This window comes from Pseudomonas sp. BCRC 81390 (assembly GCF_030341915.1).
GTDB lineage: Bacteria > Pseudomonadota > Gammaproteobacteria > Pseudomonadales > Pseudomonadaceae > Aquipseudomonas.
The window spans coordinates 1-21,323 of the sequence record NZ_JATAAG010000045.1 but is presented as its reverse complement, the minus strand read 5'-3'; the positions used below and the strand labels follow the sequence as shown (position 1 = coordinate 21,323).

The 21,323-nt window shown below is 62.6% G+C and carries 17 protein-coding genes; 9 read left to right on the top strand and 8 right to left on the bottom strand.

Annotated features, from left to right (window positions below; genetic code table 11):
- Positions 1-21 precede the first annotated feature (21 nt).
- Positions 22-1,098, bottom strand: coding sequence for a 3-deoxy-7-phosphoheptulonate synthase (locus QSV36_RS14360; RefSeq protein WP_063914021.1), 1,077 nt, complete (start codon positions 1,096-1,098; stop codon positions 22-24).
- A 230-nt stretch (positions 1,099-1,328) separates the two neighbouring features.
- Here QSV36_RS14360 and QSV36_RS14355 point away from each other — a divergent pair, with 230 nt between their 5' ends.
- The 3 genes from QSV36_RS14355 to cysB all read left to right on the top strand — a co-directional run bounded on the left by QSV36_RS14355 (position 1,329) and on the right by cysB (position 3,981).
- A complete protein-coding gene (locus QSV36_RS14355) occupies positions 1,329-2,276 on the top strand; it encodes a putative 2-dehydropantoate 2-reductase (RefSeq protein WP_289132564.1) in 948 nt (315 codons plus the stop codon).
- A 104-nt stretch (positions 2,277-2,380) separates the two neighbouring features.
- Positions 2,381-2,878 carry a universal stress protein gene (locus tag QSV36_RS14350; RefSeq protein WP_289132563.1) on the top strand — a complete coding sequence of 166 codons (498 nt, stop codon included), beginning with the start codon at positions 2,381-2,383 and terminating at the stop codon, positions 2,876-2,878.
- Between the two features lie 128 nt (positions 2,879-3,006).
- Positions 3,007-3,981: an HTH-type transcriptional regulator CysB gene (gene cysB / locus QSV36_RS14345; RefSeq protein WP_170029225.1), complete on the top strand. Its 975-nt coding sequence runs from the start codon at positions 3,007-3,009 to the stop codon at positions 3,979-3,981.
- 38 nt (positions 3,982-4,019) lie between these two features.
- On the opposite strand, the gene QSV36_RS14340 is transcribed toward cysB, so the two are convergent.
- The 5 genes from QSV36_RS14340 to rloA all read right to left on the bottom strand — a co-directional run bounded on the left by QSV36_RS14340 (position 4,020) and on the right by rloA (position 9,443).
- The gene (locus QSV36_RS14340) at positions 4,020-4,754 is read right to left on the bottom strand and encodes a phosphoadenylyl-sulfate reductase (protein ID WP_207835267.1); all 735 of its coding nucleotides are present in this window, start codon (positions 4,752-4,754) and stop codon (positions 4,020-4,022) included.
- 80 nt (positions 4,755-4,834) lie between these two features.
- A complete protein-coding gene (gene pabB / locus QSV36_RS14335) occupies positions 4,835-6,178 on the bottom strand; it encodes an aminodeoxychorismate synthase component I (protein WP_289132559.1) in 1,344 nt (447 codons plus the stop codon).
- A gap of 207 nt (positions 6,179-6,385) precedes the next feature.
- Positions 6,386-7,366: an alpha-L-glutamate ligase-like protein gene (locus QSV36_RS14330; protein ID WP_170029227.1), complete on the bottom strand. Its 981-nt coding sequence runs from the start codon at positions 7,364-7,366 to the stop codon at positions 6,386-6,388.
- Complete coding sequence (gene rloB / locus QSV36_RS14325; RefSeq protein WP_144172045.1) at positions 7,366-8,901, bottom strand: osmotic stress tolerance membrane protein RloB; 1,536 nt, start codon at positions 8,899-8,901, stop codon at positions 7,366-7,368. The genes QSV36_RS14330 and rloB overlap by 1 nt, the downstream gene beginning before the upstream one ends.
- 5 nt (positions 8,902-8,906) lie before the next feature.
- The gene (rloA, locus tag QSV36_RS14320) at positions 8,907-9,443 is read right to left on the bottom strand and encodes a retropepsin-like aspartic peptidase RloA (RefSeq protein WP_289132558.1); all 537 of its coding nucleotides are present in this window, start codon (positions 9,441-9,443) and stop codon (positions 8,907-8,909) included.
- Positions 9,444-9,796: 353 nt separating this feature from the next.
- On the opposite strand from rloA, the gene QSV36_RS14315 reads away from it, so the two are divergent.
- The 6 genes from QSV36_RS14315 (at position 9,797) to prpD (ending at position 18,352) form a co-directional block, all read left to right on the top strand.
- Positions 9,797-10,513 (top strand): GntR family transcriptional regulator, encoded by a 717-nt coding sequence (locus QSV36_RS14315; protein WP_289132557.1) that lies wholly within the window; start codon positions 9,797-9,799, stop codon positions 10,511-10,513.
- Positions 10,510-11,400 (top strand): methylisocitrate lyase, encoded by an 891-nt coding sequence (prpB, locus tag QSV36_RS14310; protein WP_225777178.1) that lies wholly within the window; start codon positions 10,510-10,512, stop codon positions 11,398-11,400. Before QSV36_RS14315 ends, prpB begins: the two co-directional genes overlap by 4 nt.
- A gap of 180 nt (positions 11,401-11,580) precedes the next feature.
- Complete coding sequence (gene prpC / locus QSV36_RS14305) at positions 11,581-12,708, top strand: bifunctional 2-methylcitrate synthase/citrate synthase (RefSeq protein WP_186675845.1); 1,128 nt, start codon at positions 11,581-11,583, stop codon at positions 12,706-12,708.
- A 159-nt stretch (positions 12,709-12,867) separates the two neighbouring features.
- Entirely contained in the window at positions 12,868-15,456 is a 2,589-nt protein-coding gene (gene acnD, locus QSV36_RS14300) for a Fe/S-dependent 2-methylisocitrate dehydratase AcnD (protein ID WP_289132556.1), read from the top strand.
- A 147-nt stretch (positions 15,457-15,603) separates the two neighbouring features.
- Positions 15,604-16,794: a 2-methylaconitate cis-trans isomerase PrpF gene (prpF, locus tag QSV36_RS14295; protein WP_289132555.1), complete on the top strand. Its 1,191-nt coding sequence runs from the start codon at positions 15,604-15,606 to the stop codon at positions 16,792-16,794.
- 73 nt (positions 16,795-16,867) lie between these two features.
- Complete coding sequence (prpD, locus tag QSV36_RS14290; protein WP_289132553.1) at positions 16,868-18,352, top strand: 2-methylcitrate dehydratase; 1,485 nt, start codon at positions 16,868-16,870, stop codon at positions 18,350-18,352.
- 133 nt (positions 18,353-18,485) lie between these two features.
- On the opposite strand, the gene QSV36_RS14285 is transcribed toward prpD, so the two are convergent.
- Together QSV36_RS14285 and QSV36_RS14280 are read right to left on the bottom strand one after the other, a co-directional pair.
- Positions 18,486-19,256, bottom strand: coding sequence for a DUF6708 domain-containing protein (locus tag QSV36_RS14285; protein WP_289132552.1), 771 nt, complete (start codon positions 19,254-19,256; stop codon positions 18,486-18,488).
- On the bottom strand, positions 19,253-21,323 hold a 2,071-nt coding region (locus tag QSV36_RS14280; RefSeq protein ID WP_289132550.1), incomplete at its 5' end, for a T6SS effector BTH_I2691 family protein. The genes QSV36_RS14285 and QSV36_RS14280, both read right to left, overlap by 4 nt.

Genomic DNA, 21,323 nt, shown 5'->3' with positions numbered 1-21,323 from the left:
CCGCGGCCCCGCCTTCTTGTATCAGCCGCGCTTGCGCTGCGGCAGCACATCCTTCAGCTTGGCACGCATGCTGCGCAGGGTTTTCTCGGTAGCCGACCAGTCGATGCAGGCATCGGTGATCGATACACCGTACTGCAGCTCGTCCAGGTTCTTCGGAATCGACTGGCAGCCCCAGTTCAGGTGGCTCTCGACCATCAGGCCGATGATCGACTGGTTGCCTTCGAGAATCTGGTTGGCAACGTTCTCCATCACCAGCGGCTGCAGGGCAGGGTCCTTGTTGGAGTTGGCGTGGCTGCAGTCGACCATGATGTTGGCCTTGATCCGGGCCTTGGCCAGGTCCTGCTCGCACAGGGCGACACTGACCGAATCGTAGTTCGGCTTGCCGTTGCCGCCGCGCAGTACCACGTGACCGTACGGGTTGCCCTTGGTGGTGACGATCGATACACCGCCTTCCTGGTTGATGCCGAGGAAGCGGTGCGGCTTGGACACCGACTGCAGGGCGTTGATGGCAACGGTCAGACCGCCATCGGTACCGTTCTTGAAGCCGACCGCCGAGGAAAGGCCCGAGGCCATCTCGCGGTGGGTCTGCGATTCGGTGGTGCGAGCGCCAATGGCCGACCAGCTGATCAGATCCTGCAGGTACTGTGGGGAAATCGGGTCGAGCGCTTCGGTGGCGGTCGGCAGGCCCATTTCAGCCAGGTCAAGCAGCAGCTTGCGGCCGATGTGCAGGCCATCCTGGATCTTGAACGAGTCATCCAGGTACGGGTCGTTGATCAGGCCTTTCCAGCCGACGGTGGTGCGCGGTTTTTCGAAGTACACGCGCATGACCAGGTACAGCGTGTCGGACACTTCCTCGGCCAGTACCTTGAGGCGTTCGGCGTACTCGTGGGCAGCCTTGATGTCGTGGATGGAGCAAGGGCCGACCACGACGAACAGGCGATGGTCCTTGCCGTCGAGAATATTGCGCACCACTTCACGGCCGGCAGTCACGGTCTGCAGGGCCTTGGCGCTGAGGGGGATTTCCTTCTTCAGCTGATCGGGGGTGATCAGCGTCTCGTTGGAGGCAACGTTCAAGTCATCGATCGGTAAATCAGCCATCGTGTTACTCGTCAGGTCACGGTGCCGGCCGCCAACTGTCCCCGTGCGGCCCAGCAGCAAGAATAATCGCAGCGGGGAGCCGAACCTTAGCGCGTTACTGGTGGCGCGACAATGGGCTGTGCCCCGTCCGTGTGGGGTTTTTCCGAGATGGCAGGGGTTTGCCGCAAACAGGCTGCCCAGCGCTGCGCAACCTGTGTAAAAAGAGGGCTGACTTTTACCTGGAGATCGGCATGCACACGCACACACCACGTATCGGCATTATCGGCAGTGGCGCCATCGGCGGTTTCTATGGCTTGATGCTGGCGCGGGCCGGCTTCGATGTGCATTTTCTGTTGCGCAGCGAGTACCAGGTCATCCGTGAGCAGGGGCTGACCCTGGACAGTGCCGTGCACGGCACCCTGCAGATGAACGTGCAAACCTATGCCAGCGCCGCCGACCTGCCACCCTGCGACTGGCTGCTGGTGGGCGCCAAGGCCACCAGCAATGACCAGCTGGCACCGCTGCTGGTACAGGCGGCAGCCCCCGCCGCCAAGGTGGTGTTGTTGCAGAACGGCCTGGGCGTGGAGGAACAGTTGCGCCCGGCCTTGCGCAACGACATGCACCTGCTCGGCGGCCTGTGTTTCATCTGCGTCAACCGCCAGGCGCCTGGGGTGATCCGTCACCAGGCGCTGGGTGCGGTCAACCTGGGCTACCACAGCGGGCCGGCCGACGATGGCGGTGCCGCGCTGGTCAAGGAGGGGGCGGGGCTGTTCCAGGCTGCGGGCATCGATTCGCAGGCCATGCCCGACCTGGCCCAGGCGCGCTGGCAGAAGCTGGTATGGAACGTACCGTACAACGGCCTGTCGGTGCTGCTCGGCGCCAGTACCACGCCGCTGATGGCCGACCGCAACAGCCGTGCGCTGATCCAGGCCTTGATGGCCGAGGTGGTGCAGGGTGCGGCGGCGTGTGGTCACGTGTTGCCCGAGGGCTATGCCGAGCATCTGTTCGACGTCACCGAGCGCATGCCCGATTACTGGCCCAGCATGTACCACGACCATGCCCACCAGCGCCCGCTGGAACTGCAGGCCATCTATGCCGAGCCACTGGCACGGGCGCGGGCGGCCGGTTGCCAGTTGCCACGCATGGAGATGCTGTACCAGGCGTTGGCCTTCATCGGGCGCGGTGGCCAGGCCGACTGAGCGCGCTTCCGGCCTGACCGGCAGTGCGCCGGACGGCCAGGCGCGCGTTCGGGGCGCTGCTAAGCTGAAGCTTGCTCTGCCGCAGCGGCAGTCGAGGAGGTCGAATGATCCGCTCCATGCTGTACGCCACTGACCTCGGTGTGTACGCCCCTTTTGTCATGCAGCACGCGTTGGCGCTGGCGCGTACCTTCGGCGCCGAGTTGTATGTGATCCATGCGGTGGAGCCCATGGGGCAGTTCGCCGAATCGCTGCTGCAAAGCTACCTCGACGAGCAGACGCTCGACCAGTTGCACAGCCAGGGGGTGAACACGGTGATGGCCAACATCGAGCAGCGTGTGCTGGAGAACTTTCGCGACGAGCTTGGCGAGGAGGCCGACCTGGCGGTGATCAAGGCGGTGCGGGTGCGCCAGGGCGACCCGGCACAGGTGATCCTCGACCAGGCGCAGCGGCTGAGTGTCGACCTGCTGATTTTCGGCAGTCACAGCGCCGGTGCGGGCGCGGACGTGCCCTTGGGGCGCACGGCGGTGCGGCTGCTGCAGCTGTCGCCGGTGCCGGTGTACATGGTGCCGTTGGCACAGCACCTGGGGCGCAGGAAAGCATGAAGGTGGCCGTAGGCCATTTCCGTGGGTATGTAACAAAATAGTTCTAGATTTATTTCCAGAACCACTAATATAGTTATATATCGACGCTGCCTGCTGCCGCGGACTCATTGCTGAACCGAGGGGAACCTATGAAGCTTCAACAACTGCGCTACATCTGGGAAGTGGCGCACCATGACCTCAACGTGTCCGCGACGGCGCAGAGCCTGTATACCTCCCAGCCGGGTATCAGCAAGCAGATCCGCCTGCTCGAGGATGAGCTGGGTGTTGAAGTCTTTGCCCGCAGCGGCAAGCACCTGACCCGTGTCACCCCGGCCGGTGAGCGCATCATCAATACTGCCGGCGAGATCCTACGCAAGGTCGAAAGCATCAAGCAGATCGCCCAGGAATTCTCCAACGAGAAGAAGGGTACGCTGTCCATCGCCACCACTCATACCCAGGCGCGTTATGCCTTGCCGCCGGTGATCAGCAGCTTCATCAAGCAGTACCCGGAAGTGTCCCTGCACATGCATCAGGGTTCGCCCATGCAGATTGCCGAGATGGCTGCGGACGGCACGGTTGACTTCGCCATCGCCACCGAGGCGCTGGAGCTGTTCGGTGACCTGATCATGATGCCGTGCTACAAGTGGAACCGTTGCGTGGTGGTGCCGCAGGGTCACCCGCTGGCGAAATTGCCCAAGCTCACCCTGGAGGCGGTCGCCGAATACCCGATCGTGACCTATGTATTTGGTTTCACTGGGCGTTCCAAGCTGGACGAGGCCTTCAATCACCGTGGCCTGACACCGAAAGTGGTGTTCACTGCGGCGGACGCCGACGTGATCAAGACTTATGTGCGCCTGGGGCTGGGCGTGGGTATCGTCGCTGGCATGGCGGTGGACGCCAAGCTTGACAGTGACCTGGTGGCCCTCGATGCCAGCGAACTGTTCGAAGCCAGTGTCACCAAGATCGGCTTCCGTCGTGGCACCTTCCTGCGTGGCTTCATGTGCGACTTCATCGAGAAGTTCGCCCCGCACCTGACCCGTGAAGTGATGGCCAAGGCGATCCAGTGCCATAACAAGCAGGAGCTGGAAGAGCTGTTCGAGGGTGTCGAACTGCCGGTGCACTGATCCAGCATCTGAGGGGGCCGCGTGGCGGCCCCAGTTGCTTATGCCTTGCTGATCAGGTTGCCTGCGTGCAGCCCGCATTCCTTCTGGGTCGACTCCTCCCACCACCAACGCCCCTCGCGCTCATGCTGGTTCGGCAGTACCGGCCGGGTGCAAGGTTCGCAGCCGATGCTGATGAAACCGCGCTCATGCAGGCTGTTGTAAGGCAGTTCAAGCATGCGGATATAACCCCATACCTCTTCGCTGGTCATCTGCGCCAGTGGGTTGAACTTGTACAAGGTACGCTCGGGGGTGGAGAAGGCGCTGTCGATTTCCAGTGCCGCTACCTGGCTGCGGGTGCCTGGGCTCTGGTCGCGCCGTTGGCCGGTGGCCCAGGCGCTTACGGTTGCCAGCTTGCGACGTAGCGGCTCGATCTTGCGGATGCCGCAGCATTCGCCATGGCCGTCCTTGTAGAAGCTGAACAGGCCTTTTTCCTTGACGAACGGGTCGAGCTTGGCGCGGTCGGGGCTGAGGATTTCGATCGGCAGGTTGTACTGTTCGCGCACCTGGTCGATGAACCGGTAGGTCTCCGGGTGCAGGCGCCCGGTGTCGAGACTGAACACCTTGACCTGCTTGTTCAACTTCCAGGCCATGTCGACCAGCACCACGTCCTCGGCACCGCTGAAGGAAATCCACAGGTCATCACCGAAGTGCTCGAAGGCGAGCTTGAGGATGTCCTGCGGGGACTTGTTGGCGTAGGTCGCGGCCAGGGCGGCGACGTCGAAGGGTTGGCTCATCGGGCGGTTTCCATCTAGGCTGTGGCGCTGTGCGCTCGTAGTAGGCTGATGGTAACAAAAAAAGGCAGGGTAGACGCCGGTCACAAGCCCTGCAGCGTCTCCATCAACACGCGCACCTTGGCAATCGATTCTTCATATTCTGCCTGCCATTCGGAATCGGCCACCACCGCGCCGCCGCCCCAGCAGCAGGCCTGCCCACGCCTGACCAGCAGGCTGCGAATGGCGATCGAGCTGTCCATTTCGCCGCGCACGTCCAGGTAAAGCAGTGAGCCGCAGTACAGCGTGCGGCGCGTCGGCTCCAGCTCGTCGATGATCTGCATGGCGCGGATCTTCGGGGCGCCGGTGATCGAGCCACCGGGGAAGCTGTCGCCGATCAGGTCGAGGGCGTCCTTGTTGCTGGCCAGCCGGCCGGTGATGCTGCTGACCAGATGATGCACGTTGGGGTAGCTCTCCAGGCTGAACAGTTCCGGCACCTTCACCGAGCCGATTTCGCACGTGCGCCCCAGGTCGTTGCGCAGCAGGTCGACGATCATCAGGTTTTCCGAGCGGTCCTTGGCGCTGTGCCGCAGCTGTTCGGCATTGTGCGCATCTTCGACGGGGTTGCTGGCGCGCGGGCGGGTGCCCTTGATCGGTCGGGTTTCCACCTGGCGCTGGCTGACGCGGATGAAACGCTCGGGTGAAAAACTCAGCAAGGCGCTGCCGTCGGCCAGCTGCTGGTAGCCAGAGAACGGCGTCGGGCAGGCTTTGCGCAAGGCCTGGTAGGCGTGCCACGGGTCGCCCTGGCAGGGCGCGCGGAAGCGCTGGGTGAGGTTGATCTGGTAGCAGTCACCCGCCTGGATGTAGCGCTGCACCTGGTCGAAAGCCGCCTTGTACTGCGCGGGTTGCAGGTCGCCGGCCATTGGTGCCAGGAGCTCGAAGCGGCTGCTTGCACTGTTGTCGGCAGCTTCGAACAGGCTGATCAGGCGTTCGCGTTCCTGGCTGGCCAGGCTCGGATGAAACACCAGCTGGCTGGTCGCGCACAGGTGGTCGCTGACCAGCGCCCAGGCATACAGGCCCAGTTGCGCATCTGGCAGGCCGAGGTCGTCAACGGCCAGGCTGGGCAGCTGTTCCAGGCGCCGACCAAAGTCATAGCTCAGGTAGCCGATCAGGCCGCCAGCGAACGGCAGCTCGCTACCGTCGGGCAGTTGCGCATGGCCCAGTTGCGCCAGGCCCATGCGCAAGCGCTGGAGGAAGGCGCGGCCATCTTCGCCAGGTTGCGCCTGCAGCTGTTGCACTGGCCAGGCGCTGAGCAGGTCGAAGCGGCCGCGCTCGGCGCCGGGGCGCGCGCTGTCGAGCAGGATCGCACCGGGGGCCTGGCGCAGGCGGGCGAAATAGGCGGCAGGGTCAGGCTGGTAGGGCAGGGAGTGGAGCGTGCAGGTCGGCATCAGTGTGGACGGCGATGTAAAAGCGAGGAGGGCGATTGTAGACCTGTGTAGGAAATGCGCCTAGCTTTGTGGCGACATTCGCATAGTGTGTTTGGCCCATTCGCGGGCAAGCCCGCCCCCACAGGTACGGCGCTACTGTCAGAGCTGGCGCATTTCCTGTTGGAGCGCCATTGCCCGCGAATCGGCTGCAAAGCAGCCCCGGCGTCTTCAGCGCGGATGCACGTGCCCGAAAAGCCCTTGCGACACGCGGACGCGCTGTTCGGCATCTTCGGTGATGCCGTCCTTTGCCAGCGCTTCCAGGTGGGCCTCGATGGCGTGGGTGCGCTGGGTCAGCCCGCAGTCGTTGGCAATCTGGATGTTCAGGCCCGGGCGGGCGTTGAGTTCCAGAATCAGCGGCCCCTTGTCCTGGTCCAGGACCATGTCGACACCGATGTAGCCCAGGCCACACAGCTCGTAGCAGCCGGCGGCCAGCTTCATGAAGCCGTCCCAGTTCGGCAGCTGCACGCCATCGACCGCGTTGGTGGTGTCCGGGTGCTTGCTGATGATGTTGTTCAGCCAGGTGCCGCGCAGGGTCACGCCAGTGGCCAGGTCGACCCCCACGCCGATGGCACCCTGGTGCAGGTTGGCCTTGCCGCCGGACTGGCGGGTCGGCAGGCGCAGCATGGCCATCACCGGGTAACCCATCAGCACGATGATGCGGATGTCCGGTACACCTTCGTAGCTGATGCTCTTGAAGATCTGGTCGGGGGTTACCCGGTATTCGATCAGCGCGCGGTCACGGTGGCCACCCAGCGAGTACAGGCCAGTGAGGATGCTCGAGATCTGGTGCTCGATTTCCTCATGGCTGATGATCTTGCCCGACACCGTGCGGTAGCGGTCCTCGAAGCGGTCGGCGATCACCAGAATGCCATCACCGCCGGCACCCTGCGCCGGCTTGATGACGAAATCGCTGCGCCCGCCGATGATCTGGTCGAGCTTGTCGATTTCCTTTTCGGTTTCGATGATGCCGTACATCTCCGGCACATGGATGCCGGCCGCCAGGGCGCGCTCCTTGGTGATGATCTTGTCGTCGACGATCGGGTACAGGTGGCGCTTGTTGTACTTCAACACGTAATCCGCGTTGCGCCGATTGATACCCATGATGCCCCGGGCCTCCAGGGCTTTCCACGTCTTGATCAGGCCAAACATCAGGCGTCAGCCTTCTTCAGGAATGCCTTGAAGCGCACGAGCTCGGTCAGGCGGTAGCCGCGGTAGCGACCCATTGCCAGCATGAAGCCCACCAGGATCAGCAGTACGGCCGGGAAGGTGAACACGAAGTACACCAGCTCCGGCACCATCATCAGCAGGTGCGCCAGGGAGGCGGCGAACAGGGTGCCGATGGCTACTTTCATGGCATGGCCACCGCCACGTTCTTCCCAGGTGATGGACAGGCGTTCGATAGTCATGGTCAGGATCACCATCGGGAACAGCGCTACCGACAGCCCGCGCTCCAGGCCCAGCTTGTGGCTGAACAGGCTGATGGCGGCAATCAGCACCACGACGAAGGTCAGCACCACCGACAGGCGTGGCAGCATCTGCAGTTTCAGGTGCTCCAGGTACGAGCGCAGCGACAGGCCCAGGGCGGTAATCACCGTGAACAGCACGATACCGAAGCCCAGCTGGGTTTCGCGGAAGGCCAGGGCAATCAGTACCGGGGTGAAGGTACCCAGGGTCTGCAGGCCGACCAGGTTGCGCAGCACCAGGATCACCAGCACGCCGATCGGGATCATGACCATGATCATGAAGGTTTGCTGGGTCTGCAGTGGCAGGCCGTACAGCGAATACTCGAGGAAGTCGGCGTCGGTATTTTCGTCGGTCAGCTTGGCCAGGCGGATGGCGTTCATCTCGCTGTTGTTCATGCTGAAGGTGACGTTGGCCTTCTTGCCACCATCGACAGTGATCAGGTTGTCATCACCGGTCCACCACAGCAGGCGGTCGCTGGGCAGGCCTTGCTCGCCGGTGTCCGGGTTGAAGTACAGCCAGTCGCTACCGTTGAAGCTGCGCAACCACAGTTCCGGGGTTTGCGGCGTGTCGGCCACCAGGCGGATGGTATGCACTTTCTCCATCGGGACGTGGGCGATCGACAGCAGCAGGTCGATCACCTGGGCCTTCTTCATGGCCGTGGTGTCGCCGGCCAGCAGCAGCTTGACGTTGTCGTCGTTGAGGTTGTTGACCCGCTTGATGGTCTCGCTGACGAAGGTCTCGACGTCGGCCGAGTGCTGGCGGATCGGCGCCATCAGCGCCTCGGCGGCGATCTTCTCGGGGCCCTCCACGGCCAGGCTGTCGCGGAAGGTCGGGCCTTTGACCGTGGTCTTTTCCTTGCTGTAGCGCTTGGTCAGTACCAGGCGGTAGTAGAGGGTCTGGTTGCCGCTGGCGCGGCGCGCCGACCAGGTGACCTTGCGGTTGCCGTCGGCACGGTTGACGCTCACCCCATAGTTGTTGGAGATGAAGCTCTCGTTGAGGCTGACGTAGTCGCGGTTCAGCGGTGGCACGAACATCTGCACCTTGACCGGGTCCTTGGTGCTGGCCACGAACTCGACCTTGGCGTCGATGTTCCACAGGTCGTCGGTTTCATCCTCGGTGACGGGGATGCCGAGTACGAAGATCTGATAAGCCGTCACGGCCACGCCCAACAGCACCAGCACGGTGATCAGGACTTTCAGATGAAGGGTAAGAGAGCGCATCGGGATTACTCTGCTTTGGGAGCTTCGGTGGCACAGGCAGGTTTGCCGGCCGCGTATTTAAGGCTTGGGTCGACCAGCGCGTCGAAGTGCTTGAGCGCCTCGGAGCCGATCAGCAGCGGGAACTGGAAGGCGCTGCGGTCGGTGAGGTTGACTTCGATGGTGCGCACGGCCTGGCCCATGCAGATTTCAAGTTCGATGACCGGGCGTGCCGTGTAGGCCTTGCCCGATTCGGCATCATAGTCACCGGCCCGGCGCTTGATCTTGCTTACGCGCGCCAGCGGGCGTTCGATGGGATGAGAATGGGCGGCGTCGATGGCCAGGTAGAAGCGTACCCAGCTTTCGCCGTTGCGCTTGAAGCGCTTGATATCGCGGGCGCTGAGCGAGGCGGTCTTGGCACCGGTGTCGAGCTTGGCTGCCACTTCCAGGTCCAGGTCGCCCAGGCGTGCATATTCGTTGAGGCCGTAGACGGTCTTGCCTGCGGCCTGGCCAAGGGCCGGCAGCAGGGTGAGGCAGAGCAGCAATAGAACAGGTGTAGGTCTCATATTCCTGGCGCGGTGCAGTGCAAGGTTCGGGGCTTTCTTCGGAGCTCTGTTGAGAGCGATCTTCAGAGCAATCTTCAAGCCGTGTTCAGAGCAAGGCGACTGGCAACGACTGCGCAAGCTTCCTCGTGCATCTGTCAACAACATGAAACGGATGACAGACGGGCTATCCATACTCCAACGGAGGCGCGGCATTCTATCACGCCGACGCCTTGACGCCAGCGGTGCGCGATCTGACAGCGGTGGGGCGCTGTTAGTTCGTTCTTAGACGATTGTCGACAATATTCATTTTGTCTTTGACTGCTGCGCTGGGATTCGCTAGTTTCTGGCGAAGAGATTTACAAGGTGTCGACAATATGCACGACCTCTCCATCCCCAGCCCGGTGCTGACAGACGAAACGGAAACCTTGTCCGAAAACGTCTTCCGGCGCATCCAGGCGGCCATCGTCAAGGGCGAGATCGCCCCCGGCAGCAAGATCTCCGAGCCGGAGCTGGCGCGCACCTATGGCATCAGCCGCGGGCCATTGCGCGAGGCCATCCACCGCCTCGAAGGGCAACGCCTGCTGGTGCGCGTGCCGCATGTGGGCGCCCGGGTGGTGTCGCTCAACCACGCCGAACTGATCGAGCTGTATGAAATTCGTGAATCGCTGGAAGGCATGGCCTGCCGCCTGGCCGCCGAGCGCATGAGCCAGGCCGATATCGACGAACTGCGGCGGGTGCTCGACACCCACGAGCGCGATGCGGCATTCCAGGCTGGCCTGGGTTACTACCAGCAGGAAGGCGACTACGACTTCCACTACCGGATCATCCAGGGCAGTGGCAACCAGACCCTGGTAAAGATGCTGTGCGGCGAGCTGTACCAGCTGGTGCGCATGTACCGCATCCAGTTCTCGGCCACGCCGAACCGGCCGCGCCAGGCCTTTGCCGAGCACCACCGCATTCTCGACGCCATCGCCGACCGTGACGGCGAGCTGGCCGAACTCCTGATGCGCCGCCACATCGGCGCGTCCAAGCGCAACATCGAGCGTCACTATCTGGACGCCCAGAACAACAGCCCACGAGGTGAGAAATGACTGTGAAGAGTACCCCCGGTCAGCGTTTCCGCGACGCCGTTGCCGCTGAACATCCGTTGCAGGTGGTAGGCACCATCAACGCCAACCATGCGCTGCTGGCCAAGCGCGCCGGTTTCAAGGCCATCTACCTGTCCGGTGGCGGCGTGGCCGCCGGTTCGCTGGGCCTGCCGGACCTGGGCATCAGCAACCTCGACGACGTGCTCACCGACGTGCGCCGCATCACCGACGTGTGCGACCTGCCCCTGCTGGTGGATGTCGACACCGGCTTCGGGGCCTCGGCCTTCAACGTCGCCCGTACCGTGCGTTCGATGAGCAAGTTCGGCGCGGCTGCCATCCATATCGAGGATCAGGTAGGCGCCAAGCGTTGCGGCCACCGCCCCAACAAGGAAATCGTCAGCCAGCAGGAAATGGTCGACCGCATCAAGGCTGCGGTCGATGCCCGCAGCGATGACAGCTTCGTGATCATGGCGCGTACCGATGCCCTGGCGGTCGAGGGCCTGAACGCTGCGCTGGACCGCGCCGCCGCCTGCGTCGAGGCCGGCGCCGACATGATCTTCCCGGAGGCCATTACCGAACTGCAGATGTACAAGACCTTCGCCAACCGGGTGAAGGCACCGATCCTGGCCAATATCACCGAGTTCGGTGCCACGCCGCTGTACACCACCGAAGAGCTGGCCTCGGTCGACGTGTCGCTGGTGTTGTACCCGCTGTCGGCCTTCCGCGCCATGAACAAGGCGGCAGAGAACGTGTACACCGCGCTGCGTCGCGACGGCACGCAGAAAAACGTGATCGACACCATGCAGACCCGCATGGAGCTCTACGATGCCATTGGCTACCACGCCTTCGAGCAGAGCCTGGATGCGTTGTTCGCCCAGAAGAAAGGTTGAAGACCAGAGATCCTGACTGTAGCGGCTGGCCTCTTCGCGGGTGAACCCGATCCCACAAGGACACTACGGGCAGCGAATGCTACACAGGACCTGTAGGAGCGGGTTTACCCGCGAAGAGGCCGGCACAGGTTCAACGATCAGGCAGAAATTCCATAACAAGTTCAAGAAAGGAGAAACACCATGGCCGAAGCAAAAGTACTCAGTGGCGCAGGCCTGCGCGGCCAGGTGGCCGGCCAGACCGCATTGTCCACCGTGGGCCAGGCCGGTGCCGGGCTGACCTACCGAGGTTACGACGTGCGTGACCTGGCTGCCGGTGCCGAATTCGAAGAAGTCGCCTACTTGCTGCTGTACGGCGAGCTGCCGAGCAAGGCCGAACTGGCCGACTACAAGCGCAAACTCAAGGGCCTGCGTGACCTGCCGCAGGCCCTGAAGGAAGTGCTCGAGCGCATCCCGCGCGACGCCCACCCGATGGACGTGATGCGCACCGGTTGCTCGGTGCTGGGTACCCTGGAACCCGAGCTGACCTTCGAAGCACAGCGCGAGAAGACCGATCGCCTGCTGGCGCTGTTCCCGGCGGTGATGTGCTACTGGTACCGCTTCACCCATCACGGCGTGCGCATCGACTGCACCAGCGACGAAGACACCCTCGGCGGGCATTTCCTGCACCTGCTGCACGGCAAGAAGCCCAGCGACCTGCACGTCAAGGTGATGAACGTTTCGCTGATCCTGTACGCCGAGCACGAATTCAACGCGTCCACCTTCACCGCCCGCGTCTGTGCCTCGACCTTGTCCGACCTGTATTCCTGCATCACCGCTGCCATCGGCTCGCTGCGCGGCCCGCTGCACGGTGGCGCCAACGAGGCGGCGATGGAGCTGATCGAGCGTTTCCAGAGCCCGCAGGAAGCCACTGCCGAACTGCTGCGCATGCTTGAGCGCAAGGACAAGATCATGGGCTTTGGCCATGCCATCTACAAAGAGTCCGACCCGCGCAACGAGGTAATCAAGGGCTGGTCGAAACAGCTGGCCGACGAAGTGGGCGACAAGGTGCTGTACCCGGTTTCCGAAGCCATCGACAAGACCATGTGGGAGCAGAAGCGCCTGTTCCCCAATGCCGACTTCTACCATGCCTCGGCGTATCACTTCATGGGCATTCCGACCAAGCTGTTTACCCCGATCTTCGTTTGCTCGCGCCTGACCGGCTGGGCGGCGCACGTCTTCGAGCAGCGTGCCAACAACCGCATCATCCGCCCGAGCGCCGAGTATGTCGGTGTCGAGCAGCGCCAGTTCGTGCCGATCGAACAGCGCTGAATTAGATAGAGAGAGGCAACCCGTCTCCCTTGTGGGAGCGGGCTCGCCCGCGAATGCGTCCGACCGGGCAACCCATTTGCACCGGCTGACGCATTCGCGGGCAAGCCCGCTCCCACAGGGGCGGCGGAGACTTCCGAATCCTGTGACCGAGCCTGAATGATGAACACTGCATACCGCAAAGCCCTGCCAGGCACCGACCTGGACTATTTCGATGCCCGCGCGGCGGTCGAGGCAATCAAGCCCGGCGCCTATGATGGGCTGCCTTACACGTCTCGCGTGCTCGCCGAGAACCTGGTGCGCCGCTGCGACCCGGCCAGCCTCGAGGCCTCGCTGGGCCAGCTGATCGAGCGCAAACGCGATCTCGACTTCCCTTGGTTCCCGGCGCGGGTGGTGTGCCACGACATCCTTGGGCAGACCGCGCTGGTCGACCTCGCCGGCCTGCGTGACGCCATTGCCGACAAAGGCGGCGACCCGGCCCAGGTCAACCCGGTGGTGCCGGTGCAACTGATCGTCGACCACTCGCTGGCCGTCGAATGCGGTGGCTTCGACCCGCAGGCCTTCGAAAAGAACCGGGCCATCGAAGACCGCCGTAACGAAGACCGCTTCCACTTCATCAACTGGACCAAGAAGGCGTTCAAGAACGTCGACGTGATCCAGCCAGGCAACGGCATCATGCACCAGATCAACCTGGAGAAGATGTCGCCGGTCATCCACAACGACCGTGGCGTGGCCTACCCGGACACCTGCGTGGGCACCGACAGCCATACCCCGCACGTCGACGCCCTGGGTGTGATCGCCATCGGCGTGGGTGGCCTGGAAGCGGAAAACGTGATGCTTGGCCGCGCCTCGTGGATGCGCCTGCCGGAAATCGTCGGCGTCGAGCTGACCGGCAAGCTGGCACCGAATATCACCGCCACCGACCTGGTGCTGGCCCTCACCGAATTCCTGCGCAAGCAGAAGGTCGTCGGGGCCTACCTGGAGTTCCACGGCGAGGGCGCTCGCGCCCTGACCCTGGGCGACCGTGCCACCATTTCCAACATGGCCCCGGAGTACGGCGCCACTGCCGCGATGTTCGCCATCGACCAGCAGACCATCGACTACCTGCGCCTGACCGGCCGCGAAGAGCAGCAGGTCCGGCTGGTGGAAACCTATGCCAAGGCCACCGGCCTGTGGGCCGACAGCCTGGGCGGCGTGGTGTACGAACGCACCCTGAGCTTCGACCTGTCCAGCGTGGTGCGCAACATGGCTGGCCCATCCAACCCGCATGCCCGGGTCGCCACCAGTGACCTGGCGACCAAGGGTATCGCCGGCAAGTGGGAAGAAGTGCCTGGGCAGATGCCGGATGGCGCCGTGATCATCGCGGCCATTACCAGCTGTACCAACACCAGCAATCCGCGCAACGTGATTGCCGCCGGTTTGCTCGCACGTAACGCCAACAAGCTGGGCCTGACGCGCAAGCCATGGGTCAAGTCGTCGCTGGCGCCGGGTTCCAAGGCCGTGCAGCTGTACCTTGAGGAAGCGGGGCTGGAAAAGGAGCTGGAGCAGCTCGGCTTTGGCATCGTTGCCTTCGCCTGCACCACCTGCAACGGCATGTCCGGCGCCCTGGACCCGGTGATCCAGCAAGAGATCATCGACCGCGACCTGTACGCCACTGCCGTGCTGTCGGGCAACCGCAACTTCGACGGGCGGATCCACCCCTATGCCAAGCAGGCGTTCCTGGCCTCGCCACCGCTGGTGGTGGCCTACGCCATCGCCGGTACCATCCGCTTCGATATCGAGAAGGATGTGCTGGGCGTGGTGGATGGCAAGGAAATCCGCCTCAAGGACATCTGGCCAAGCGATGAAGAGATCGATGCCGTGGTACGCGCCGCGGTCAAGCCGGAGCAGTTCCGCAAGGTGTATATCCCCATGTTCGCCATCGAGGAGGACCGTGGACCGAAGGTGGCGCCGCTGTACGACTGGCGCCCGATGAGCACCTACATCCGTCGCCCGCCCTACTGGGAAGGGGCCCTGGCCGGCGAACGTACCCTGCGCGGCATGCGCCCGCTGGCCGTGCTGCCGGACAACATCACCACCGACCATCTGTCGCCGTCCAACGCCATCATGCTCGACAGCGCCGCCGGTGAGTACCTGGCCAGGATGGGCCTGCCGGAAGAGGACTTCAACTCCTACGCCACCCACCGTGGCGACCACCTGACAGCCCAGCGTGCCACCTTCGCCAACCCCAAGCTGTTCAACGAAATGGTGCGCAATGAAGATGGCAGCGTGAAGCAAGGTTCGCTGGCGCGGATCGAGCCGGAAGGCAAGGTCACCCGCATGTGGGAGGCGATCGAGACCTACATGCAGCGCAAGCAGCCGCTGATCATCGTCGCCGGCGCCGACTACGGCCAGGGCTCGTCGCGTGACTGGGCGGCCAAGGGTGTGCGCCTGGCCGGGGTCGAGGCGATCGTCGCCGAAGGCTTCGAACGCATCCACCGTACCAACCTGGTGGGCATGGGCGTATTGCCGCTGGAGTTCAAGCCGGGTACCGACCGCAAGACCTTGGGCCTGGACGGCAGCGAGACCTACGATGTGTTGGGAGCGCGTACACCACGGGCGACCCTGACCCTGGTGGTGACCCGGGCCGACGGCGAGCGACTGGAGGTGCCGGTGACCTGCCGCCTGGATACCGCCGAGGAAGTGTCGATCTACGAGGCGGGCGGGGTGCTGCAGCGCTTTGCCCAGGATTTCCTCGAAGCCACCGCTTGATTGCAGGGGGCCGCTTTGCGGCCCATCGCCGGCACAAAGCCGTTCCTGCCAGCGTTACGCGGTCCGTGTAGGAGCGACCTTGTGTCGCGATGGGCTGCAAGGCAGCCCCCAGAGGCCATATGCATCTCAAACAGGACAGTACATCCCATGGCACATGCACCCCAGATCAAAATCCCCGCCACCTACATCCGTGGTGGCACCAGCAAAGGCGTGTTTTTCCGCTTGCGCGACCTGCCCGAGCAGGCGCAGATTCCTGGCCCGGCGCGCGATGCCCTGCTGCTGCGGGTGATCGGCAGCCCTGACCCCTATGGCAAGCAGATCGATGGCATGGGCGGCGCCACTTCGAGCACCAGCAAGACCGTGATCCTGTCGCAGAGCATCAAGCCCGATCACGATGTCGACTACCTGTTCGGCCAGGTCAGCATCGACAAGGCCTTCGTCGACTGGAGCGGCAACTGTGGCAACCTCTCTGCCGCAGTCGGTTCGTTCGCCATCAGCAGCGGCCTGGTCGACCCTGCGCGCGTCCCACGCAATGGCATCGCCACCGTTCGCATCTGGCAGGCCAATATCGGCAAGACCATCATCGCCCACGTGCCGATCAGCGAAGGTGAAGTGCAGGAAACCGGCGACTTCGAGCTGGACGGGGTGACCTTCCCGGCCGCCGAGGTGCAGCTTGAATTCCTCGACCCGGCGGCCGACGAAGACGGCGACGGCGGCGCGATGTTCCCCACCGGTAACCTGGTCGATGACCTGGTGGTACCAGGCGTGGGTACCTTCAAGGCGACCCTGATCAATGCCGGTATCCCGACCATCTTCATCAAGGCGGCAGACATCGGCTACACCGGCGCCGAACTGCAGGATGCCATCAACGGTGACCCGCAGGCGCTGCTGCGTTTCGAGGCGATCCGCGCCCATGGCGCCGTGCGCATGGGCCTTATCGCCAACGTTGACCAGGCTGCCGGGCGTCAGCACACGCCGAAAGTGGCTTTCGTCGCGCCACCGAGCACCTACACTGCCTCCAGTGGCAAGGTGGTGCAGGCGGGTGATATCGATCTGCTGGTACGGGCCCTGTCCATGGGCAAGCTGCACCACGCCATGATGGGTACGGCCGCGGTGGCTATCGGTACTGCAGCGGCCATTCCGGGCACGCTGGTGAACCTGGCCGCTGGCGGCGGCGAGCGCAGCGCCGTGCGTTTCGGGCACCCCTCGGGCACCCTGCGGGTGGGGGCCGAGGCGCGCCAAGTGAAGGGTGAGTGGACAGTGACCAAGGCAATCATGAGTCGCAGTGCCCGGGTGCTGATGGAGGGCTGGGTTCGCGTACCTGGCGATAGCTTCTAACGCACCAACTGGCGCTCGGCTTCAAGCGGGGCCGCTGCACGGCAGCCCCGGCACTATTTGAAGGGAGCTGCATATGAGCGCCAACGTAGACTTCAATGACCGCCCGGATTATGACCAGGTGCTGCAAACCCTCGCCGACTACGCGCTCGGCTACCGGGTCGAATCAGCTGAAGCCCTGGACACCGCCCGCAACTGCCTGATGGACACCCTCGGCTGCGGCCTGCTGGCCTTGCGCTTCCCTGAGTGCAGCAAACTGCTCGGCCCGCTGGTGGAGGGCACCGTGGTGCCCAACGGCGCCCGTGTCCCAGGTACCAGCTACCGCCTCGACCCGGTCAAGGCGGCCTGGGACATCGGCTGCACGGTGCGCTGGCTGGACTATAACGACACCTGGCTGGCCGCCGAGTGGGCGCACCCCTCGGATAACCTGGGTGGCATCCTGGCGGTTGCCGACCATCTGTCGCAAAAGCGCGTGGCCGTTGGTGAAGCGCCACTGCTGATGCGTGACGTGTTGGAAGCCATGGTCATGGCCCATGAGATTCAGGGTGTGCTGGCGCTGGAAAACGCCTTCAATCGCGTTGGCCTCGACCACGTGATATTGGTCAAGGTGGCCTCCACCGCAGTGTGTGCAAGGCTGATGGGCGCCAACCGTGAGCAGCTGCTCAGTGCCTTGTCCCACGCCTTCGTCGACGGCCAGGCACTGCGCACCTACCGCCACGCGCCCAACGCCGGTTCGCGCAAATCCTGGGCTGCTGGCGATGCTTCGAGCCGTGGTGTGCGCCTGGCCGATATCGCCCTGCGTGGCGAAATGGGTGTGCCAAGTGTGCTCACTGCGCCCCAATGGGGCTTCTACGACGTACTGTTCAGCCACACCAACAAGGACCTGGCACTCAAGCCCGCCGAGCAGCAGGCGCTGCGCGTGCCGCAGGCCCTGGGTAGCTATGTGATGGAGAACGTGCTGTTCAAGGTCAGTTTCCCTGCCGAGTTCCATGCCCAGACTGCCTGCGAGGCGGCAGTCAGCCTGCACCCGCGGGTGCGCAATCGCCTGCACGAGATTGACCGCATTGTCATCACCACCCAGGAGTCGGCAATCCGCATCATTTCAAAGAGCGGCCCACTGGCCAACGCCGCCGACCGCGACCACTGCTTGCAGTACATGGTGGCGGTGCCGTTGATTTTCGGGCATCTGGTGGCCGAGCAATATGAAGACGCCTTCCACGCCAACCATCCAAGCATCGACCGACTGCGCGAGAGGATGGAGGTAGTGGAAGACCCTCGCTTCAGCCGTGAGTACCTTGAGCCGGACAAGCGCTCAATCGCCAACGCGCTGCAGGTGTTCTTCAAGGATGGCAGCAGTACCGAGCAGGTGGTGGTGGAGTACCCGATCGGCCATCGACGCCGGCGGGCGGAGGGCATACCGTTGCTGGAGGCGAAATTCAGAGCCAACCTGGCGACGCGGTTCGCCCGGCAGCGCTGTGAGGAGATCCTGGCGGTCTGCAAGAACCAGCAGGTGCTGGAGGGGATGGCAGTGCACCGGTTCGTGGACCTGTTCGTAATCTGAGTAGGCCGGTAATCACAGAGCCAAAAAAGTCCTTCTGGATGATAGGTTTTTTGCTGTTATCATTCTTGCTTAGCCTGATGTGTCATGTTGGCCAACAATAAGCCATGGCGCTTTCCCTTAGGCACTTGTGGGCTCAGGGAGCGGTGCGTGATTCCAGATCAATGTCGGCTGGCCAGTTCACCTTGGGTGCCAGGCGCAGGGCGAATTCACACCAGAGCACATCGTCATGGTCCTTCGGTTCGCCGGGGGGCGGCAGGGCTGAAGGGCCTTCTTGCATGTAGGTGCAGATATAAGCCCAGGCATGTTGGTCAGCTCCCATCGTACTCAGGCGAAACCGGTCGATGACATTGTTCGTACCCGGTGCGACGATGGACAGCATGACACCCCATTTGTAAATGACTCCGCCGCTTGGCAGGACGCCGGTTTGTGACCAGCGCTCGGCACGGACCTGGGGCCAGTCGTAGCAAACTGTTTCGACTTTCCAGGTTCCGAAGGGGTTCCACCAACAATGTCTGAAGTTATAGGCATAGATCTTTTTTCGTGCTCGGTTAAAGCGAAGCGGTTCGTCTCGGGGGGGAGCTATGCTTACGCGTAGAAAAATTGCAGATGTCCATATTTCGCAAGCGAGAAATAATATACCAATGAATACAAGTTCGAAGTCTTGACGTTCAAGGCTGTCTTTTATTATATGGGGTGTAAGCAAGGCGAAGACGATCGTTGGTAGTGAGAAGAAAGCTATTATTTCTCTGGTCCAGCCAAGCGTTCTAGATAATTCAAGGTAAATAAAGTCCTGGTGGTTTGGGCTTTTATTACCCAAACTGGCTTCGCTAGTGGTGGGGGCGTCTGGGTGGGAGAGATCTTCTATCCAGCCTGTGCATGGCGGATTAAGGAGCGGACGCTTCATTGGAATAGACTCCTGAAGGACGATAGTCTGTTTTCTCTCATTGTCACTGTTGCATTAAATGACTGCTCATTCTTGTTGGGCCAGTAGGTGAGTGTTAGCTCAATAGCGTTGGCGCTGTGGTTTTCCAGTAGCGGTATTAGGCAGTTGATGTGCAGGGTGTTATTTGTGGTTTGGTAGTGTATGCAGTCGCTGACGCTTTCAGTGTCCGCAAATACATTTATTGTTTCTTCAGGTGTATATTCGATCTTTTCCGGCCATGAACTGTTGCCGTAAAGATGGAGTGGAAGTCGATTGACCCCGGCTTGGTGCACGGTCAGTTGCCATTTGTACTGTGCGTAGTCGGTGCTGAAATTTGGCAGGCTAATGTGTAAGACGAGATAATAACCTACCGCGACAGCAGCGCCATCGCTGATAAAGGCTCCTATTTGGCCTGGAATTTGCCCATCGTGAGATGATTGAAGTCGATTATCGATTGAGGCATGTGCCTGTACACCCAAGATCGCCGCGTTCAGTGCGCCAACTGACGTATCGAGATCTTGCGGATTTATCCAGCGGCGATGCTCCTCTGGTGTTCCCCATCTACTGTGCCGCGACCATAATTCTAATGGTGAAGACTCCTGATTTTTGGCACTCATTGCCAGCGTGTAGGCTGCCAAACCAAGGACCAACGCAATGCCTAAGGGGCCGAGCAGCGTGTTCGCAAATAGCGCAGCGTAAATGCCAAAGACAGCGGAAGTTGTGGCTGTCCCGGCCGCGAACAGGTATCTCCAAGTTGAAGCCCTGTCTCCTTGGCTGTTTGTCCGGAGGAGCGCATTCACATATTGCGCTGCATCCATGACACCCGCGAGCGCGGTGATGGCTCCGCCATACCTGGCCAGGTTCTTTCCCAATGATGCCTCGGTTACCGTCCCGGGCCACGGTATCTTTGGGCGTACTACCGCGACGACACCCCCAGCCACTTCAACCCCAACCCCCAACAACCCAAGCGACGAAGACCAGATCGCCGCCAGCGCTTCCGGGTTGTGCTGATGCGTTTCCTGCAACGCCCGATAGTTCCTGCCCAGGCTGTCCTGATGAAACCACAGGCTGCCCAGGGCAAACAGCAGGCCGGCGCTGCCGCCACTGGCGGTGGCATCGCGCAGGCTGCGCATGGCGTCGCTGGCCACGCTTTGCGCGGCCAGTGAACTGATCTTCAAGCCCTCCGTGACCTGTGTACGCAGCGTACCCGCACCTATCGCGATATTCCGTACCAGCGCCCCGACACCACCGGCTGCTCCCTCCCGCAGCTGTACCAGCCGCGCCTGCAAGCTCTCGGCGCTTTCGAACGCCCACAGCACTACCTCGATCATCTGGTTGCGATTGCCCGGCGCGGCGATATTGATTGCCCCGCTCAGCACCATGGCCCGCACCTTGCGCCCCAGGGGATCGCGAAACTGCTGGTCGATCCGCTGCAAGAACGCCTCGGTGCGGGCCTGCACGGCCTCGTCGAGCAGGCTCATGTATTCGCCCAGGGTCAGCGAGAGCCTGAACGGGGTCACCTGTTGCCCGGCAAACAGCGCAAATGCCGAGCGGTGCACATGGCCGATCAGCGTCCTGGTCCGTTCACTGAGGTGCTGGCTGAGTGCGTTCCCCGCACTGTTGGTCGCGGCCAGCAATTGGCCGACAGCATCCTGGATCGGCTTGATCACCAACAGCTGGCCGTCGTCAGTCCCGGCGATGCTTTTGATGATGTCGTACACCTTGCCGAAGTCGTCCCCGGACAGCGCAGCGACCACGTGCTGCATCAGCCCCGGGTGCTTGGCCAGCAGCGCCTGGTACAGCAGGCTCTGATCATCTTCCAGCAGTTGCTGCCAGACATGCTGGGTCAGCCCGAGCGGCTGGCCTTGTTCGGGCAGGGCTTCAGTAGGGCCACCGGCCAGGCAGGCCGCCATCATCTGAATGAAATATTCGACCGAAACAGGGTCTGCCGCGTCATAGTCGAAATAACCGATCTGCTGGAACGCGCGCGCGGCGTAGTGCCGTGCATACAGCTTGCCGACCTGGTCGATCATTGCCTGCCAGTTCTTC

What these genes read in the sequence shown, in the direction of transcription:
- rloA (WP_289132558.1), bottom strand. Translation starts at nt 9,443, where the DNA reads ATGAGACCTACACCTGTTCTATTGCTGCTCTGCCTCACCCTGCTGCCG.
- QSV36_RS14315 (WP_289132557.1), top strand. Translation starts at nt 9,797, where the DNA reads ATGCACGACCTCTCCATCCCCAGCCCGGTGCTGACAGACGAAACGGAA.
- acnD (WP_289132556.1), top strand. Translation starts at nt 12,868, where the DNA reads ATGAACACTGCATACCGCAAAGCCCTGCCAGGCACCGACCTGGACTAT.
- rloB (WP_144172045.1), bottom strand. Translation starts at nt 8,901, where the DNA reads ATGCGCTCTCTTACCCTTCATCTGAAAGTCCTGATCACCGTGCTGGTG.
- QSV36_RS14355 (WP_289132564.1), top strand. Translation starts at nt 1,329, where the DNA reads ATGCACACGCACACACCACGTATCGGCATTATCGGCAGTGGCGCCATC.
- prpC (WP_186675845.1), top strand. Translation starts at nt 11,581, where the DNA reads ATGGCCGAAGCAAAAGTACTCAGTGGCGCAGGCCTGCGCGGCCAGGTG.
- prpD (WP_289132553.1), top strand. Translation starts at nt 16,868, where the DNA reads ATGAGCGCCAACGTAGACTTCAATGACCGCCCGGATTATGACCAGGTG.
- QSV36_RS14360 (WP_063914021.1), bottom strand. Translation starts at nt 1,098, where the DNA reads ATGGCTGATTTACCGATCGATGACTTGAACGTTGCCTCCAACGAGACG.
- QSV36_RS14285 (WP_289132552.1), bottom strand. Translation starts at nt 19,256, where the DNA reads ATGAAGCGTCCGCTCCTTAATCCGCCATGCACAGGCTGGATAGAAGAT.
- prpF (WP_289132555.1), top strand. Translation starts at nt 15,604, where the DNA reads ATGGCACATGCACCCCAGATCAAAATCCCCGCCACCTACATCCGTGGT.
- QSV36_RS14340 (WP_207835267.1), bottom strand. Translation starts at nt 4,754, where the DNA reads ATGAGCCAACCCTTCGACGTCGCCGCCCTGGCCGCGACCTACGCCAAC.
- cysB (WP_170029225.1), top strand. Translation starts at nt 3,007, where the DNA reads ATGAAGCTTCAACAACTGCGCTACATCTGGGAAGTGGCGCACCATGAC.
- prpB (WP_225777178.1), top strand. Translation starts at nt 10,510, where the DNA reads ATGACTGTGAAGAGTACCCCCGGTCAGCGTTTCCGCGACGCCGTTGCC.
- QSV36_RS14350 (WP_289132563.1), top strand. Translation starts at nt 2,381, where the DNA reads ATGATCCGCTCCATGCTGTACGCCACTGACCTCGGTGTGTACGCCCCT.
- QSV36_RS14330 (WP_170029227.1), bottom strand. Translation starts at nt 7,366, where the DNA reads ATGTTTGGCCTGATCAAGACGTGGAAAGCCCTGGAGGCCCGGGGCATC.
- pabB (WP_289132559.1), bottom strand. Translation starts at nt 6,178, where the DNA reads ATGCCGACCTGCACGCTCCACTCCCTGCCCTACCAGCCTGACCCTGCC.